18 protein-coding genes and 2 tRNA genes are annotated in these 13,977 nt (G+C 53.1%); 14 read left to right on the top strand and 6 right to left on the bottom strand.

The window, feature by feature from the left end; translation table 11 throughout:
- Positions 1-274: 274 nt before the first annotated feature.
- From cspE to ACQE32_RS03245, 5 genes are all read right to left on the bottom strand, one after another.
- A complete protein-coding gene (gene cspE / locus ACQE32_RS03265; protein ID WP_085071379.1) occupies positions 275-487 on the bottom strand; it encodes a transcription antiterminator/RNA stability regulator CspE in 213 nt (70 codons plus the stop codon).
- Positions 488-869: 382 nt separating this feature from the next.
- Positions 870-1,022: a hypothetical protein gene (locus ACQE32_RS03260; protein ID WP_250650216.1), complete on the bottom strand. Its 153-nt coding sequence runs from the start codon at positions 1,020-1,022 to the stop codon at positions 870-872.
- 98 nt (positions 1,023-1,120) lie between these two features.
- Positions 1,121-1,462, bottom strand: coding sequence for an MliC family protein (locus tag ACQE32_RS03255; RefSeq protein WP_427021334.1), 342 nt, complete (start codon positions 1,460-1,462; stop codon positions 1,121-1,123).
- Between the two features lie 233 nt (positions 1,463-1,695).
- Positions 1,696-2,016, bottom strand: coding sequence for a hypothetical protein (locus ACQE32_RS03250; RefSeq protein WP_427021333.1), 321 nt, complete (start codon positions 2,014-2,016; stop codon positions 1,696-1,698).
- A gap of 514 nt (positions 2,017-2,530) precedes the next feature.
- Entirely contained in the window at positions 2,531-2,944 is a 414-nt protein-coding gene (locus tag ACQE32_RS03245) for a gas vesicle protein (protein WP_426972150.1), read from the bottom strand.
- Between the two features lie 240 nt (positions 2,945-3,184).
- Between ACQE32_RS03245 and ACQE32_RS03240 the strand changes: the two genes are divergently transcribed.
- The 3 genes from ACQE32_RS03240 to ACQE32_RS03230 all read left to right on the top strand — a co-directional run bounded on the left by ACQE32_RS03240 (position 3,185) and on the right by ACQE32_RS03230 (position 3,683).
- Positions 3,185-3,260 (top strand) — tRNA-Lys (locus ACQE32_RS03240).
- Between the two features lies 1 nt (position 3,261).
- Positions 3,262-3,335, top strand: a tRNA-Gly gene (locus ACQE32_RS03235).
- A gap of 138 nt (positions 3,336-3,473) precedes the next feature.
- Positions 3,474-3,683: a hypothetical protein gene (locus tag ACQE32_RS03230; RefSeq protein WP_085071375.1), complete on the top strand. Its 210-nt coding sequence runs from the start codon at positions 3,474-3,476 to the stop codon at positions 3,681-3,683.
- A gap of 100 nt (positions 3,684-3,783) precedes the next feature.
- Here the strand turns inward: ACQE32_RS03230 and fliE are convergent, their stop codons facing one another.
- A complete protein-coding gene (gene fliE, locus ACQE32_RS03225; RefSeq protein ID WP_085071304.1) occupies positions 3,784-4,095 on the bottom strand; it encodes a flagellar hook-basal body complex protein FliE in 312 nt (103 codons plus the stop codon).
- A 235-nt stretch (positions 4,096-4,330) separates the two neighbouring features.
- Here fliE and fliF point away from each other — a divergent pair, with 235 nt between their 5' ends.
- From fliF to fliP, 11 genes are all read left to right on the top strand, one after another.
- Positions 4,331-6,022 carry a flagellar basal-body MS-ring/collar protein FliF gene (gene fliF / locus ACQE32_RS03220; protein ID WP_426972145.1) on the top strand — a complete coding sequence of 564 codons (1,692 nt, stop codon included), beginning with the start codon at positions 4,331-4,333 and terminating at the stop codon, positions 6,020-6,022.
- Entirely contained in the window at positions 6,019-7,011 is a 993-nt protein-coding gene (fliG, locus tag ACQE32_RS03215) for a flagellar motor switch protein FliG (RefSeq protein ID WP_426972144.1), read from the top strand. The genes fliF and fliG overlap by 4 nt, the downstream gene beginning before the upstream one ends.
- Complete coding sequence (fliH, locus tag ACQE32_RS03210; protein WP_426972143.1) at positions 7,004-7,711, top strand: flagellar assembly protein FliH; 708 nt, start codon at positions 7,004-7,006, stop codon at positions 7,709-7,711. Before fliG ends, fliH begins: the two co-directional genes overlap by 8 nt.
- The gene (gene fliI / locus ACQE32_RS03205) at positions 7,711-9,072 is read left to right on the top strand and encodes a flagellar protein export ATPase FliI (protein WP_426972141.1); all 1,362 of its coding nucleotides are present in this window, start codon (positions 7,711-7,713) and stop codon (positions 9,070-9,072) included. Before fliH ends, fliI begins: the two co-directional genes overlap by 1 nt.
- Positions 9,073-9,117: 45 nt before the next feature.
- Entirely contained in the window at positions 9,118-9,567 is a 450-nt protein-coding gene (fliJ, locus tag ACQE32_RS03200) for a flagellar export protein FliJ (RefSeq protein WP_085071299.1), read from the top strand.
- Positions 9,560-10,804 carry a flagellar hook-length control protein FliK gene (locus ACQE32_RS03195; RefSeq protein ID WP_426972139.1) on the top strand — a complete coding sequence of 415 codons (1,245 nt, stop codon included), beginning with the start codon at positions 9,560-9,562 and terminating at the stop codon, positions 10,802-10,804. The genes fliJ and ACQE32_RS03195 overlap by 8 nt, the downstream gene beginning before the upstream one ends.
- 132 nt (positions 10,805-10,936) lie before the next feature.
- Positions 10,937-11,419 carry a flagellar basal body-associated protein FliL gene (fliL, locus tag ACQE32_RS03190; RefSeq protein WP_426972138.1) on the top strand — a complete coding sequence of 161 codons (483 nt, stop codon included), beginning with the start codon at positions 10,937-10,939 and terminating at the stop codon, positions 11,417-11,419.
- A 4-nt stretch (positions 11,420-11,423) separates the two neighbouring features.
- On the top strand, positions 11,424-12,431 hold the full coding sequence (fliM, locus tag ACQE32_RS03185; protein ID WP_085071296.1) for a flagellar motor switch protein FliM: 1,008 nt from the start codon (positions 11,424-11,426) through the stop codon (positions 12,429-12,431).
- Positions 12,424-12,837, top strand: a complete 414-nt coding sequence (gene fliN, locus ACQE32_RS03180; protein WP_085071295.1) for a flagellar motor switch protein FliN — start codon at positions 12,424-12,426, stop codon at positions 12,835-12,837. The genes fliM and fliN overlap by 8 nt, the downstream gene beginning before the upstream one ends.
- 2 nt (positions 12,838-12,839) lie before the next feature.
- Positions 12,840-13,244 (top strand): flagellar biosynthetic protein FliO, encoded by a 405-nt coding sequence (gene fliO, locus ACQE32_RS03175; protein ID WP_250650225.1) that lies wholly within the window; start codon positions 12,840-12,842, stop codon positions 13,242-13,244.
- Positions 13,244-13,975: a flagellar type III secretion system pore protein FliP gene (fliP, locus tag ACQE32_RS03170; RefSeq protein ID WP_250652739.1), complete on the top strand. Its 732-nt coding sequence runs from the start codon at positions 13,244-13,246 to the stop codon at positions 13,973-13,975. The genes fliO and fliP overlap by 1 nt, the downstream gene beginning before the upstream one ends.
- The last annotated feature ends 2 nt before the right edge of the window (positions 13,976-13,977 follow it).

Genomic DNA, 13,977 nt, shown 5'->3' with positions numbered 1-13,977 from the left:
TGTCCCGAACTGCCTTTACACCGGGCTTTTGCTGACCGCCTTTTATGTGCTTTAACGTGGCCCGGTTGATAACACTTTGCGGGCACATCTGATTTTCAGGCATAAAAAAAGCCCACCGAAGTGAGCCTTTTATTCAAAATACGTGCTGATAAATCAGCCGCTTTTGAAAGATTGCCCCGGTCAGCAGACCGAAGCTTTTGCCTTTATCACGCCCTTTGCTGCTCAGGTTAAAACCCTCATCGCTATCGCAAGGCTTGATACAGGCTAAAACGCCTTACAGCGCAACAACGTTAGTTGCTGACGGACCTTTAGCACCGTTCTCGATAGAGAACTCTACTTTCTGGCCTTCATCAAGGGTTTTGAAATCGTTGCTCTGGATTGCAGAGAAATGTACGAATACATCTTTGCTGCCATCTTCCGGAGAAATGAAGCCGAAACCTTTCTCAGCGTTAAACCATTTTACTAAACCAGTCATTTTGTTAGACATAGTAACTTCCTTCTTAATTGGTGAGCCAGCTAGCGTGGCATACAAGGTCTGTATTGCAGAGAATACTTACTGGGCACTTAGAAGAGGCTCAAGAAGAAGGGTATCTAAGATAACGCTTTAAATGAGGACTGCTTTACTAAAACTGCTTTCATAAGGTCTGACTTCCAAACCGATGCGTCATTTACTCATGGAACCTAATTGAGCGCAAGCGTTATTTTGAATTGTTTTACTGTGCGGTATGAAATAATAAGCGCAGCGCTTGTGGGTGCTAAGCGCAGCGATATGTAAAGAAACGTATAGAAAAAATAATGCTGCCTTGCTTTATTTTATTAATATTCTCTGCTACGCCGCACAAAAAGTAACCTGAATGGCAGCGGGCGTTTTATTCCCGCTTCGCTTTAATACTAAACCAGGCGGAAGCTGCCGCAAGGATTAAAAACATGACGCCAAAAGCCATGCCGCCGGCCATAAAACGAAGAATAGCACCAGCTAAAAACGCAACCGCTAAAATGGCAAAAAGTATACGTTTGTTCATGTATTTGCTCCCCTCATCTCTTTCCCTTAAAGATTAGCAGAGCCCCGGCGGCCCAAGATAAAAACTACGCGAAAACCTGCTGAAAAAGGTAACGATCACTATTCAGCAATTGCCTGACATTCCGTAGTGGTATCCTTCATCAGGTCGCTAAAAATACCGCTTCGGCCTTTGCTCCACCACTGCCAGATATTACCGTTATATTTCGCCCCACTGCCTGATATTACATTAGCCATCACTATTTCAGGACCGCCGCCCTTCTTTATTACTGCAAGTGCGTTGGGCTGGTTGTTAAAATAGGTGACCTCAAGCCGTTGCCCATCATCACACCGGTAAATCGCCTGAGTGGTGTCGGTAACGCCCTTTCCCGGCAGTGAATAGGGTGTGCTGCATCCGCAGAGCAATATAGCGATAACGGCCAGACCTGCTTGATTTTTATGCATAACTCCTCCTTAAAATAAGCGCATATGGAGGTGGATTTGGTACTTTCTGAAAGCCCCGAATTTATCCCGCCATCGTGATTAACATCCATTATTAGCGTTAATTATTCCGCCATTCAGCAAATAATAGTGACACAAAATTGGGGCATCGCAGAGCTGATACCGCCTGGCTCTGCGAGCGAATGCATAACGGGAATGACTCAAGAGTGGATTTTAAGCCCTGTACGTTATTAAGGCTACATCTTCACCCGACCAGATTTTAACGCTTGATCCGCATAGCTGTGTATCGTTGCGATAGCAACAGCCAGGCGTTTCGCCTTCGCTGGCGACTGGCTAATCTGTTCTATTTTTCGCGCCTGTGCGGCAATGGTTTTCTTGAGTTTTTCATTCTCCAGCAGCAGCGTGCTGCTATCATGACTGTGCAGCTGTTCGCAATAAAGCATTAAAGAGGAAAAATCATTAGCATTAAGCGTTACCGTTTCAGGCGTTCTTTTTTCAATCCAGCTAAGTAATGACCTGATACGCTCTGGCGACCAATCTGAAATCATTCTACTCATAAATAACCCTGGTATTTTGCTGTGCAAATAAAAACCAACAATAAGAACAAACTGTCATGCTTATTAAAGAGCGCTATTATTAGCCATTGCCTGATGTTGATAAAATGATCGAAATCAAGAATAAAAACGCAGTTTTATCCCTAATTCACTTATTCAATATAATAGTGCTTAAAATCAGATTTCCCCTGGCATCACAGATAGCGGAAAATGATGAAATTTCAGACAGATTATTATTTTCATCAAGTAGATCACCTTATAAAAAATTCCCCTGAGAATTGACGATGGCTAAAAACCTCCACCCAATTATTATTCAGCGTTCGTAATTTTCTTATTAATGTAATAAAAAATAGCGCTCACGATAAAAGATTGCTAATTATTCTTACTTATTTCATTTAATTATTGCTATCAATTATAAAACCCTATGATTGTTTATCCCATGTCCAAAACGCGCCCCCCCCGTGGCTTGCGGCAACAAAAAACCGCCCGCAGGCGGCCTGATAAACATAACAGCATGCTAAGAGACGTTACCCACAATGTGGCCATCTATCTCTTCGATTTTTAGCCGTAGCAGGGCATTGTGCATTTCATCAAACTCGCCGTTACCTGATTTAATTCTCAGATCTTTCATATGGATAAAGTTTGCCGGGATAGATTCGCTTTCAGAAACGGGGGTGTATACATCATCCGCGACCCGCGCAAAATGTTCCGCCAGGTTTTCACCGATATCTCCCACCTGTGCTAAGTTTTCAGCCAGCGTTGAGTAGTACTCTTTACCAGAAATCATTAAGCCGCTGATCACCGTGCCTTTCAGGAAAAGGGTAATCCCAAAAGATCCGCCGACCGCATTTACTATATTAGTGAGATAAACCAAATCCATATCGCGCATCTTGCTTGCCACGACGTTTTTAACTTCTCTATCTTCAGACATCACATCCCCCTTGCCATAATGAAGGTGATACAGCTGATAAGAATATCTTTAGCTTAGTAGAAACCTGATGATGTGCCCGCTCTTGTTGGGTGCCCTCGCTGCCTGCCAAAAACATAACGCATTTTTAATTACCGGCTATGTATTGATCGCTTTTGCTGCTGTCATGTTGTAACAGGTAACAGCTTCCCTTGATATGACGCAATTTTTACCTCATATGTTGTGGTAGGATACTTCCCGCCTGGGTCGTTAGCTCAGCTGGTAGAGCAGTTGACTCTTAATCAATTGGTCGCAGGTTCGAACCCTGCACGACCCACCAGGCGGCCATCGTATAATGGCATTACCTCAGCTTCCCAAGCTGATGACGCGGGTTCGATTCCCGCTGGCCGCTCCACGCTTCCCTCTTTTTTACATGCGATATGCCGCAGCCGGCAGATTTTAGTGAATACTTCAGGACGGTATCGAACATTACAGGCAGATCGCCGCGCCGTCGCCACACAGCATCGACGCGCAATCAGAAGGAGGAGAAACAGTGAAGAAAACAATCTACCTGCCCCAGTTTGATAAAAAGGCGGAGGCTGAGGTTTTTGGGGGCAAAATCACCGTACGATACGACGGTAATGAAGGCTTCCCACGCAACCTTAAAGTTAAAGATCAGTTCTACGTCGTTATAGATGAGCAGGAAAAGGTGATGATCCTGACCCGAAAAGCCATTGGCTCATGGCACTTCTCATTGCTGTAACAATCCACTGAACTCAACAAGCCTCGCTCCTGCGGGGTTTTTTATTATCAGGCAGATCTTTTCCAGGCGAGATTTAACCAACAGGCCTGAACCTGGCCCACTACACCTGCATATTCATGATTTCCTGATAAGCTGATACCAGCTTATTACGCACCTGAATGCCCATCTGCATGGAAACCGATGATTTCTGCAGATCGATCATTACGTCGTTCAGCGCGATACCCGGTTTACCCATCGTAAAGTCCTGTGCCTGCGCACGCGCGTGGTTTTGCGTTTCGCTGATCTTGTCCAGCGCCGCTTTCATCTGCGCAGAAAAATCAGCCTGCGCCACGCTGTCAGTGTTTCTGTTACTGGCCTGCAGCGAACCAAGCTGCAGCTGCTGAATCACGCTTTCTATCCCCTGGATTGCCATGTTAACCCTCGTTGTTATTGGCGGTTCGTTTAGTTTGTGCAAATAAACTTAACACAAAGTCAATAGGACAAAGGGTGTAAATGACAGCAAAAAACATGGCTTTTTGACCCATCGAAATTTGCGAATAGGAAAATAATGGCATCCATTGAAGTGGAACTTTTCTAAGCCGTATCAGGGAGTCAGTTTTGTCACCACTTAACACACAGTCCGGTCAACTGTCAGGCAGGAAATGGTCATGAATGCAACCGCAACTCAGGAAACAACAAATAAGAAAGGCTTAAATGACCTTGTTGCTCGCCTGCGCGCCAATCCGCGGATCCCGCTGATAATCGCAGCCGCCGCCGCTACTGCCATCATTGTTGCGATGGTACTGTGGGCAAAAGCACCGGCTTATAGCGTCCTTTATAATAACCTTTCAAATGAGGATGGCGGCGCAATCGTGACGCAGCTGACTCAGATGAATATCCCTTACCGCTTTGAAGATAAAGGCGGCGCCTTAATGGTGCCGGCAGAAAAGGTACATGAGCTGCGCCTGCGTCTTGCTCAGCAGGGGCTGCCAAAAGGCGGCGCCGTGGGCTTTGAACTGCTGGATAAAGAGAAGTTCGGTATCAGCCAGTTCAGCGAGCAGGTGAACTACCAGCGTGCGCTGGAAGGTGAGCTGTCACGCACCATCGAATCACTCGGTCCGGTAAAACGCGCCCGTGTACACCTGGCGATGCCGAAACCAACGCTGTTCGTTCGCGAACAGAAATCCCCTTCCGCCTCCGTCACGCTGAACCTGCAGCCGGGTCGTGCGATGGATGAAGGTCAAATCAACGCTATCGTTCATATGGTTTCCAGCAGCGTAGCCGGTCTCCCGCCGGGCAACGTCACGGTTGTCGATCAAAGTGGTCGCCTGCTGACGCGTTCCGACGCGGCCGGACGTGACCTGAACGATGCCCAGCTGAAATATGCAACCGAAGTAGAAAGCCGTTATCAGCAGCGCATTGAAGCGATCCTTGCGCCGATCGTCGGCAGCGGCAATGTGCACGCACAGGTCACCGCCCAAATCGATTTCGATACGCGTGAACAAACAGAAGAGCAATACAAACCAAATACCGATCCGGTGAATGCCGCTGTTCGCTCACGTCAGAGCAGTAGCAATGAGCAGATTGGCGGCCAGTATCCTGGCGGCGTACCGGGTGCGCTGTCTAATCAGCCTGCGCCTGCGAACAGCGCGCCGATCGAAACGCCAAAAGCAGATGCTAATGCGGCGAATCCGGCTGCGGCTAACACAACCACCACCGCTGCGCGTCCGGTGCCGTCTAATACGCATCACGATGAAACCACCAACTATGAGCTGGATCGCACCATTCGTCATACCAAGATGAATGTGGGCGGCGTGAAACGCCTGTCGGTTGCTGTAGTAGTGAACTACCGTGCCGATGATAAAGGCAAGGCGGTAGCGCTGAACGAGAAGCAGCTAAAACAGATTGAAGATCTCACGCGCGAAGCAATGGGCTTCTCCAGCGATCGTGGCGACAGCATCAACGTGGTCAACTCGCAGTTTACCCAGACTGAGGATACCGTCAGCGAACTTCCGTTCTGGCAGCAGCAGTCCTTCTTCGAACAGATGATGAACGCGGGACGCTGGTTACTGGTTGCTCTGGTTGCCTTCATCCTCTACCGCAAACTGATTCGTCCGCACCTGCTGCGTAAGCAGGAACTGACCAAACAGGCGGCTGAACAAGCGGCAGCGCTGGAGCAGCAACGTAAGGAACAAGAAGCCTTCTCTGTTTCGCTCAGCACAGACGATCAGGAGCAGGAACGTAAATCTAAACATCGCGTCAGCGCCGAAGTCATGAGCCAGCGCATCCGCGATATGTCTGAAAACGATCCACGCGTTGTGGCGCTGGTGATCCGCCAATGGATGAGTAACGAACTATGAGTCTGACCGGTACTGAAAAAAGCGCCGTCCTGCTGATGACGATCGGTGAAGACCGTGCCGCTGAGGTGTTCAAGCACCTCAGCACGCGGGAAGTGCAGCACCTTAGCGCAGCCATGGCCAATATGAATCAGGTTTCTCACCAGCAGCTGGCCGAAGTGCTACGTGAGTTCGAGACGGATGCCGAGCAGTTCGCGGCGCTGAGCCTGAACTCCAACGAATATCTGCGTTCGGTTCTGATCAAAGCGCTGGGCGAAGAGCGTGCTTCGACGCTGCTGGAAGATATTCTGGAAACGCGCGAAACCACCACCGGTATGGAAACGCTCAACTTTATGGAGCCGCAGGCGGCTGCCGATTTGATCCGCGACGAACACCCGCAGATCATCGCCACCATCCTGGTCCATCTCAAGCGTTCACAGGCGGCGGATATCCTGGCTCAGTTCGACGATCGTCTGCGTCACGACGTGATGCTGCGTATCGCCACCTTCGGCGGCGTGCAGCCAGCGGCGCTGGCGGAGCTGACCGAAGTGCTCAACTCGCTGCTGGATGGTCAAAACCTCAAGCGTGCGAAGATGGGCGGCGTAAGAACCGCAGCGGAAATCATCAACCTGATGAAAACGCAGCAGGAAGAAGCTGTTATGGAAGCGGTACGCGAGTTCGATGGCGAACTGGCGCAGAAAATTGTCGACGAAATGTTCCTGTTCGAAAACCTGGTGGATGTGGACGACCGCAGCATCCAGCGCCTGCTGCAGGAAGTGGAATCCGAATCGCTGCTGGTTGCACTGAAGGGCGCCGATCAGCCGCTGCGCGAGAAGTTCCTCAAGAATATGTCGCAGCGTGCTGCCGATATTCTGCGCGACGACCTCGCCAACCGTGGCCCGGTACGTATGTCGATGGTAGAAAACGAACAGAAAGCGATCCTGCTTATCGTGCGTCGTCTGGCGGAAAGCGGCGAAATGGTAATTGGCGGCGGCGAGGAAACCTATGTCTGATGCCTTTTCTTCCCGTCCGTGGCAGCGCTGGCAGCCTGACGATCTAACGCGCTTTGATCAGCCCGACGCTGAGCCGCAGGCCGAGCCCGATTTCGCCTTCGACACCAGCGAAGAAAGCGAAGACTTTTCGCCGCAGTCGCAGCTGGAGCAGATGCAGACCCAGGCACGCCTTGACGCCCATGCGCAAGGCTATGCCGAAGGCCAGCAGAAAGGCTTTAATGAAGGCAGGCAGGCGGGTTTTGATGCCGGTTTTCAGCAGGGGCTGGCGGAAGCTCAGCAGCAGCAGGCGCCGGTTCAGGCGCGCATGCAGCAGCTGGTAACCGAATTTCAGCATACGCTGGAAGCGCTGGACAGCGTCATCGCCTCACGTCTGCTGCAGCTGGCGCTGGAAGCGGCGCGGCAGGTTATCGGCCAGGCCACGGCGGTCGACGGCTCTGCCCTGCTGCGTCAGATTCAGCAGATGATCCAGCAGGAACCCATGTTCAGCGGCAAGCCGCAGCTGCGGGTTCATCCTGACGATCTGCAGCGCGTGGAACAAACGCTTGGCCCAACGCTCGATCTGCATGGCTGGCGTCTGTTGGCTGACAGCTCGCTGCATCCGGGCGGCTGCAAACTGAGCGCGGAAGATGGCGATCTGGACGCCAGCGTGGCGACACGCTGGCATGAACTGTGTCGCCTGGCGGCACCAGGAGAGCTGTAATGACGACTCGTCTTTCACGCTGGCTGGGTTCACTGGATGCGTTTGAAAAACGCATGGCAGAAGTGCCTGAGGTACGCCGCTATGGTCGCCTGACGCGCGCCACCGGTCTGGTACTGGAGGCGACTGGCCTGCAGTTGCCGCTGGGGGCGACCTGCGTTATTGAACGCCATGACGGTAAACAGGTTTCTGAAGTTGAGAGCGAAGTGGTTGGCTTCAACGGTCAGAAACTCTTTTTGATGCCGCTGGAAGAAGTGGAAGGCATTTTGCCCGGCGCGCGCGTATTCGCCCGCGTCAGCGGTGATAACGCGCAGAGCGGAAAACAGCTAATGCTGGGTCCTCAGCTGCTCGGTCGCGTGCTGGACGGCAGCGGTCGTCCGTTGGACGGCTTGCCCGCGCCGGAAACCGGCTACCGCGCCCCCTTGATTACCCCACCTTTTAACCCGCTGCAGCGCACACCGATTACCGACGTGCTGGACACCGGCGTACGCGCGATCAATGCGCTGCTGACGGTAGGCCGCGGTCAGCGTATGGGCCTGTTTGCCGGTTCCGGCGTGGGTAAATCGGTGCTGCTCGGCATGATGGCGCGCTATACCAAAGCCGATGTGATTGTGGTCGGCCTGATTGGCGAGCGTGGCCGTGAAGTTAAAGATTTTATTGAAAATATTCTTGGCACCGAAGGGCGTGCGCGCTCGGTGGTGATTGCCGCTCCGGCGGATGTATCTCCGCTGCTGCGTATGCAGGGCGCGGCTTATGCCACGCGCATCGCTGAAGATTTCCGCGATCGCGGTCAGCACGTGTTGCTGATTATGGATTCATTAACGCGCTATGCCATGGCGCAGCGTGAAATTGCGCTGGCAATCGGCGAGCCGCCGGCGACCAAAGGCTATCCGCCTTCGGTTTTCGCCAAGCTGCCTGCGCTGGTGGAACGCGCCGGGAACGGCATCGACGGCGGCGGTTCGATCACTGCTTTCTATACCGTATTAACCGAAGGCGATGACCAGCAGGATCCGATCGCTGACTCCGCGCGCGCCATTCTTGACGGCCACGTGGTGCTGTCGCGGCGGCTGGCGGAGGCAGGCCACTATCCGGCTATCGATATCGAAGCCTCAATCAGTCGTGCGATGACCTCGCTGATCGATGAAGCGCACTATGCGCGCGTGCGCCAGTTTAAACAGTTGCTTTCCAGCTATCAGCGCAACCGCGATCTGATTAGCGTCGGTGCCTATGCAGCCGGGAGCGATCCGATGCTGGATAAGGCAATCAAACTGTGGCCAATGCTGGAATCCTTTTTGCAACAGGGCATCTTCGAGCAGAGCCGCTATGACGATGCCTGCCTGCATCTCCAGGCAATTTTTGGTTGATGTCGTCGGGCCACGGTCCGGCGCGAGGAATGAGGTCACCTGACGATGGCTAAACCCAACAGTGCGATGGAAACCCTGCGCGACCTGGCGCAGAAAGAGGTGGAAGACGCGGCTATCCGGCTGGGCACGATGCGTCGCGCCCAACAGCAGGCGGATGAGCAGCTGAATATGCTGCTCAACTATCAGGATGAATATCGTCATAAGCTGAACAACAACATGTCGACCGGCATCGCCAGTTCGCGCTGGACTAACTATCACCAGTTTATTCAGACGCTGGAAAAAGCCATCGAACAGCATCGTCATCAACTGACACAGTGTACGCAGAAAGTCGAGCAGGCGCTTGACGTCTGGCGCAACAAACAGCAGCGGCTGCACGCCTGGGAAACGCTTCAGGCTCGTTCGCAGGCCAATGAACTATTACAGGAAAACCGTCTCGATCAGAAACGGATGGATGAGTATGCCCAACGGGCATCTTTGAGGAAGGCTAATGATTAAGTTGCCAACATCAGTGAATACCGTCAGCGCCGATAGTGGTGTCGACCTTACCAACGGCACCGGCCTTGTCAGCGGCGATGGCGCGGCCTCCGGCCAGCTGTCGGAGGCGTTCCTGACGCTGCTCGGCAATCGTCTGCTGACGCTGGCGAAACAGGGCGATGGAAAAGCCACGCTGCCCGCTGATGCGCAAAAAGCGCTGGCAGAAAAAAAACCGGTAAGCGAACTGAGCCAACTGCTGGCTGCAGTGCAAAATCCTGAAGCAATTGATGCGCTGCTGACGCCGGAAAAGGCTAAAGAGAACCTTAAACTCGCCGATGATAAAGAGGAGCTGAAACGAGACAGTTTAAGCGCTGCCGATCAGCAATCTTTACAGGCGCTGTTTGCCATGCTGCCGCAAACGCCGCTGGTACAGCAGGCCGCAAAAAGTAATGACGTGAAACTGGAAGGTAGTGGCCTCGGCGCACTCAATAGCCAAAGCGGCAACCTGAAAGCGGCGCTGCTCGCGCAACAGCCTGTTACCACGGATGCTGATGCGGAGAAAACCAGCCTGAGCAGCGGTATGCCGTTGGCTGCTGCTGCGACGACCGCTGCCGGTAGCGAGGAGGAATCTCCGCTTTCCAGCTTCCAGAATCTGATGAATGAAACGCGTCAGAATGAAGGCACAGAGAATAAAGAAAATCTGCCGACGCATACGCTAAGCGCGCTGTCAGCAGCAATGAATAGCGCAACCGCCGCAACCGCCGCCCCTGCTGCTTCGGCAACGGCCATGACGCCGGTAACCTCGCAGATTAATGCGCAGCTGGGCAGTCCGGAGTGGCAACAGGCGGTAAGCCAGCAGGTGCTGATGTTCAGTCGCAACGGGCAACAGAACGCCGAGCTGCGTCTGCATCCGGACGATTTGGGTGCGATCCAGATCAGCCTGAAGCTGGATAACGATCAGGCGCAGTTGAGTATGGTGTCAAACCATAGTCATGTACGCGCTGCGCTGGAAGCCGCCCTGCCTCATCTGCGCACCGCGCTGGCAGAAAGCGGCATCAACCTGACGCAAAGCAATGTCAGCAGCGACGCTTTCCCGCAGAGCCAGAGTTTCGGCAGCCAGCAGGAACCGCGTCGCGACCAGCCTCAGGGCGCATTTCCGCTGGCATCAGGTAGCGAAGATGACGTAACGCCGCTGGCGGTCCCCGCCGCATTACAGGCGCGGGCGGCGGGCAGTAGCGCAGTAGATACATTCGCCTGACGGCGACAAACGCCAAAGGTAAAAGCAAAAGGCGCGTCTTTTCCCCCCATTGATCGGCGAGAGACGCGCGATAATCACTTCCGGCTAGCCACTATGGCCTGCCCCAGATAATTCACAGGGTATATCTGCAAAATGTCTGATAACGCGAAAGCTAAAGGCCGCAAACGTTCCATCCTGATTCCGGTGTTACTGGTTGTAACGCTGGCCGCTTGCAGCGTGGCAGGCTATGTAGTGTGGCGAACAATGAATAAAACCGACGGACATCAGGCTGCCGCGAAAGTGGAACCGCCTGCCGCCCCGGTCTTTTATGCTCTTGATACATTTACGGTTAACCTGGTCAATGCGGATAACGATCCCGATCGCGTGCTGTACGTAGGCTTTACCCTGCGTCTGCCGAATGAGGAAACGCGTCTTCGCATGAACGACTATCTGCCTGAGGTTCGTAGCCGGTTGCTGCTGCTGCTCTCACGCCAGGATTCATTGAAGCTGGCATCGGAACAGGGTAAGCAAGAACTGGTAGAACAGATCAAGCAGTCGCTGGCACCGCCGCTGGTTAAAGGTCAACCTCCGCAGGTCGTAAACGATGTACTGTTTACCGCCTTCATATTGAGGTGAGTTAATGGGCGATAGCATTCTTTCACAGGCTGAGATTGACGCGCTTCTCAATGGCGACAGTGAAAGCGCGGAAGATGATAAGAATAAGAGTATCGGCGATGACAATATTCGCCCGTACGATCCTAATACCCAGCGTCGCGTGGTGCGCGAGCGCATGCAGGCGCTGGAGATTATCAACGAGCGTTTTGCGCGTCAGTTCCGTATGGGACTGTTTAACCTGTTGCGTCGTAGTCCGGATATCAGCGTTGGGGCGATTAAAATTCAGCCGTACCATGAATTTGCCCGTAACCTGCCGGTGCCGACCAACCTGAACTTGATCCACCTGAAGCCGCTGCGCGGCACAGCGCTGTTCGTTTTCTCGCCCAGCCTGGTATTCATTGCGGTGGATAACCTTTTTGGTGGCGATGGGCGCTTCCCGACTAAAGTTGAAGGACGCGAATTTACCCATACGGAACAGCGTGTGATCCGCCGCATGCTGAAGCTGGCGCTGGAAGGCTACAGTGATGCATGGAAAGCGATCTATCCGCTGGATGTTGAATATGTACGTTCGGAGATGCAGGTAAAATTTACCAACATCACCACGTCGCCGAACGACATTGTTGTTACCACGCCGTTTCAGGTGGAGATCGGCAACCTGGTAGGGGAATTTAATATCTGTATCCCCTTCAGCATGATCGAGCCGCTGCGTGAATTGCTGGTTAACCCGCCGCTGGAAAACTCGCGGCAGGAAGACAGAAACTGGCGCGATACGCTGGTGAAGCAGGTACAACATTCCGAGCTGGAGCTGATTGCAAATTTTGCCGACGTCTCTCTGCGTTTGTCGCGCATCCTGCAGCTGAAGCCCGGCGATGTACTACCGATTGAGAAACCGGATCGCATTATCGCGCATGTTGATGGCGTGCCGGTGCTAACCAGCCAGTATGGCACCCTGAATGGACAATACGCGCTGCGTGTAGAACACTTGATTAATCCGATATTGAATTCGCTGAATGAGGAACAGCCCGATGAGTGACAGCAAAAACACGTCCGATGACAGCATTTCTGCGGACGATCTGTGGGCAGAGGCAATGAGTGAACAAGCCTCGACCGACAGCGCGTCGTCATCCACCGAGAGCGTGTTCAAATCACTGGACAGCAAAGATGTCGGCGGTTCGCTGCAGGATATCGATCTGATCATGGATATTCCGGTCAAACTTACCGTTGAACTGGGCCGCACCAAAATGACGATCAAAGAACTGCTGCGCCTGGCGCAGGGTTCAGTGGTCGCGCTGGAAGGTCTTGCCGGTGAGCCGCTGGATATTCTGATTAACGGTTACCTGATTGCACAGGGTGAAGTTGTGGTCGTGAACGATAAGTATGGCGTCCGTATCACTGACATTATCACCCCGTCTGAACGCATGCGCCGTTTGAGCCGCTAATAATGAGCAACAGCACCCAGCAGGCAACGACTCAGCAAGCACCACAGCCCGCCTTTTCGACCGGCTCGGCATTAACGCAGGTCAGCAGCGTACTGGCAGGGATCGTCTTACTGATCCTCGCCTTCGCCTGGCTGGCCCGGCGTCTTGGCTTTACGCCGAAACGCCTTGGCGGCCCGCAGGCGCTGAAAATCAGCGCCAGTGTACAGGTTGGCCAGCGCGAGCGCGTGGTGATTGTCGAAGTAGAAGATGCCCGCCTGGTGCTGGGCGTGACGGCGCAGCAGATTACTCATCTGCATACGCTACCGCCTAAAGATCCCGAACAACAGGATGCGCCGCCCGCCCAGGCGGCACCTGACTTCCGTCAGATTTTACAGACGTTAGTGAAACGTCCCGGAAAACCACAATGATTCGTCGTCTGCTTCCCCTCCTGCCGCTGCTGTTGTTAACGCCGGAGGTGCATGCTCAATTGCCTGGTCTGGTTACTCAGCCGCTGCCGAATGGCGGTCAGAGCTGGTCTTTGCCAGTGCAGACGCTGGTTTTTATTACCTCGCTGACTTTTTTGCCAGCCATTTTGCTGATGATGACCAGCTTTACGCGCATCATTATCGTGTTCGGCCTGCTGCGTAACGCGCTGGGTACGCCTTCTGCGCCACCGAACCAGGTGCTGCTGGGCCTGTCGCTGTTCCTGACCTTTTTTATCATGGCGCCGGTGTTCGATAAGATTTATCAGGACGCCTACCTGCCGTTCAGTCAGAACAAAATCTCGATGGAAGTAGCGATAGACAAAGGCGCACAGCCGCTGCGTGAGTTTATGCTGCGTCAGACGCGTGAAGCGGATCTCGCACTGTTTGCCCGTCTGGCAAACACCGCGCCGATCGTCGGGCCAGAAGCGGTGCCAATGCGTATTCTGCTGCCAGCTTATGTTACCAGCGAGCTGAAAACCGCCTTCCAGATTGGCTTTACGGTGTTTATTCCTTTTTTGATTATCGATTTGGTCATTGCCAGCGTATTAATGGCGCTGGGGATGATGATGGTACCGCCGGCAACGATTGCCCTGCCATTTAAGCTGATGTTATTTGTGTTGGTTGACGGCTGGCAGTTGCTGGTTGGGTCGCTGGCGCAGAGCTTTTATTCCTGATA

The sequence above is a fragment of the Pantoea sp. FN0302 genome (assembly GCF_050113775.1).
GTDB lineage: Bacteria > Pseudomonadota > Gammaproteobacteria > Enterobacterales > Enterobacteriaceae > Mixta > Mixta alhagi.
Note: the sequence above shows the minus strand (reverse complement) of the source record. Positions and strands in the feature narration are given on the sequence as shown.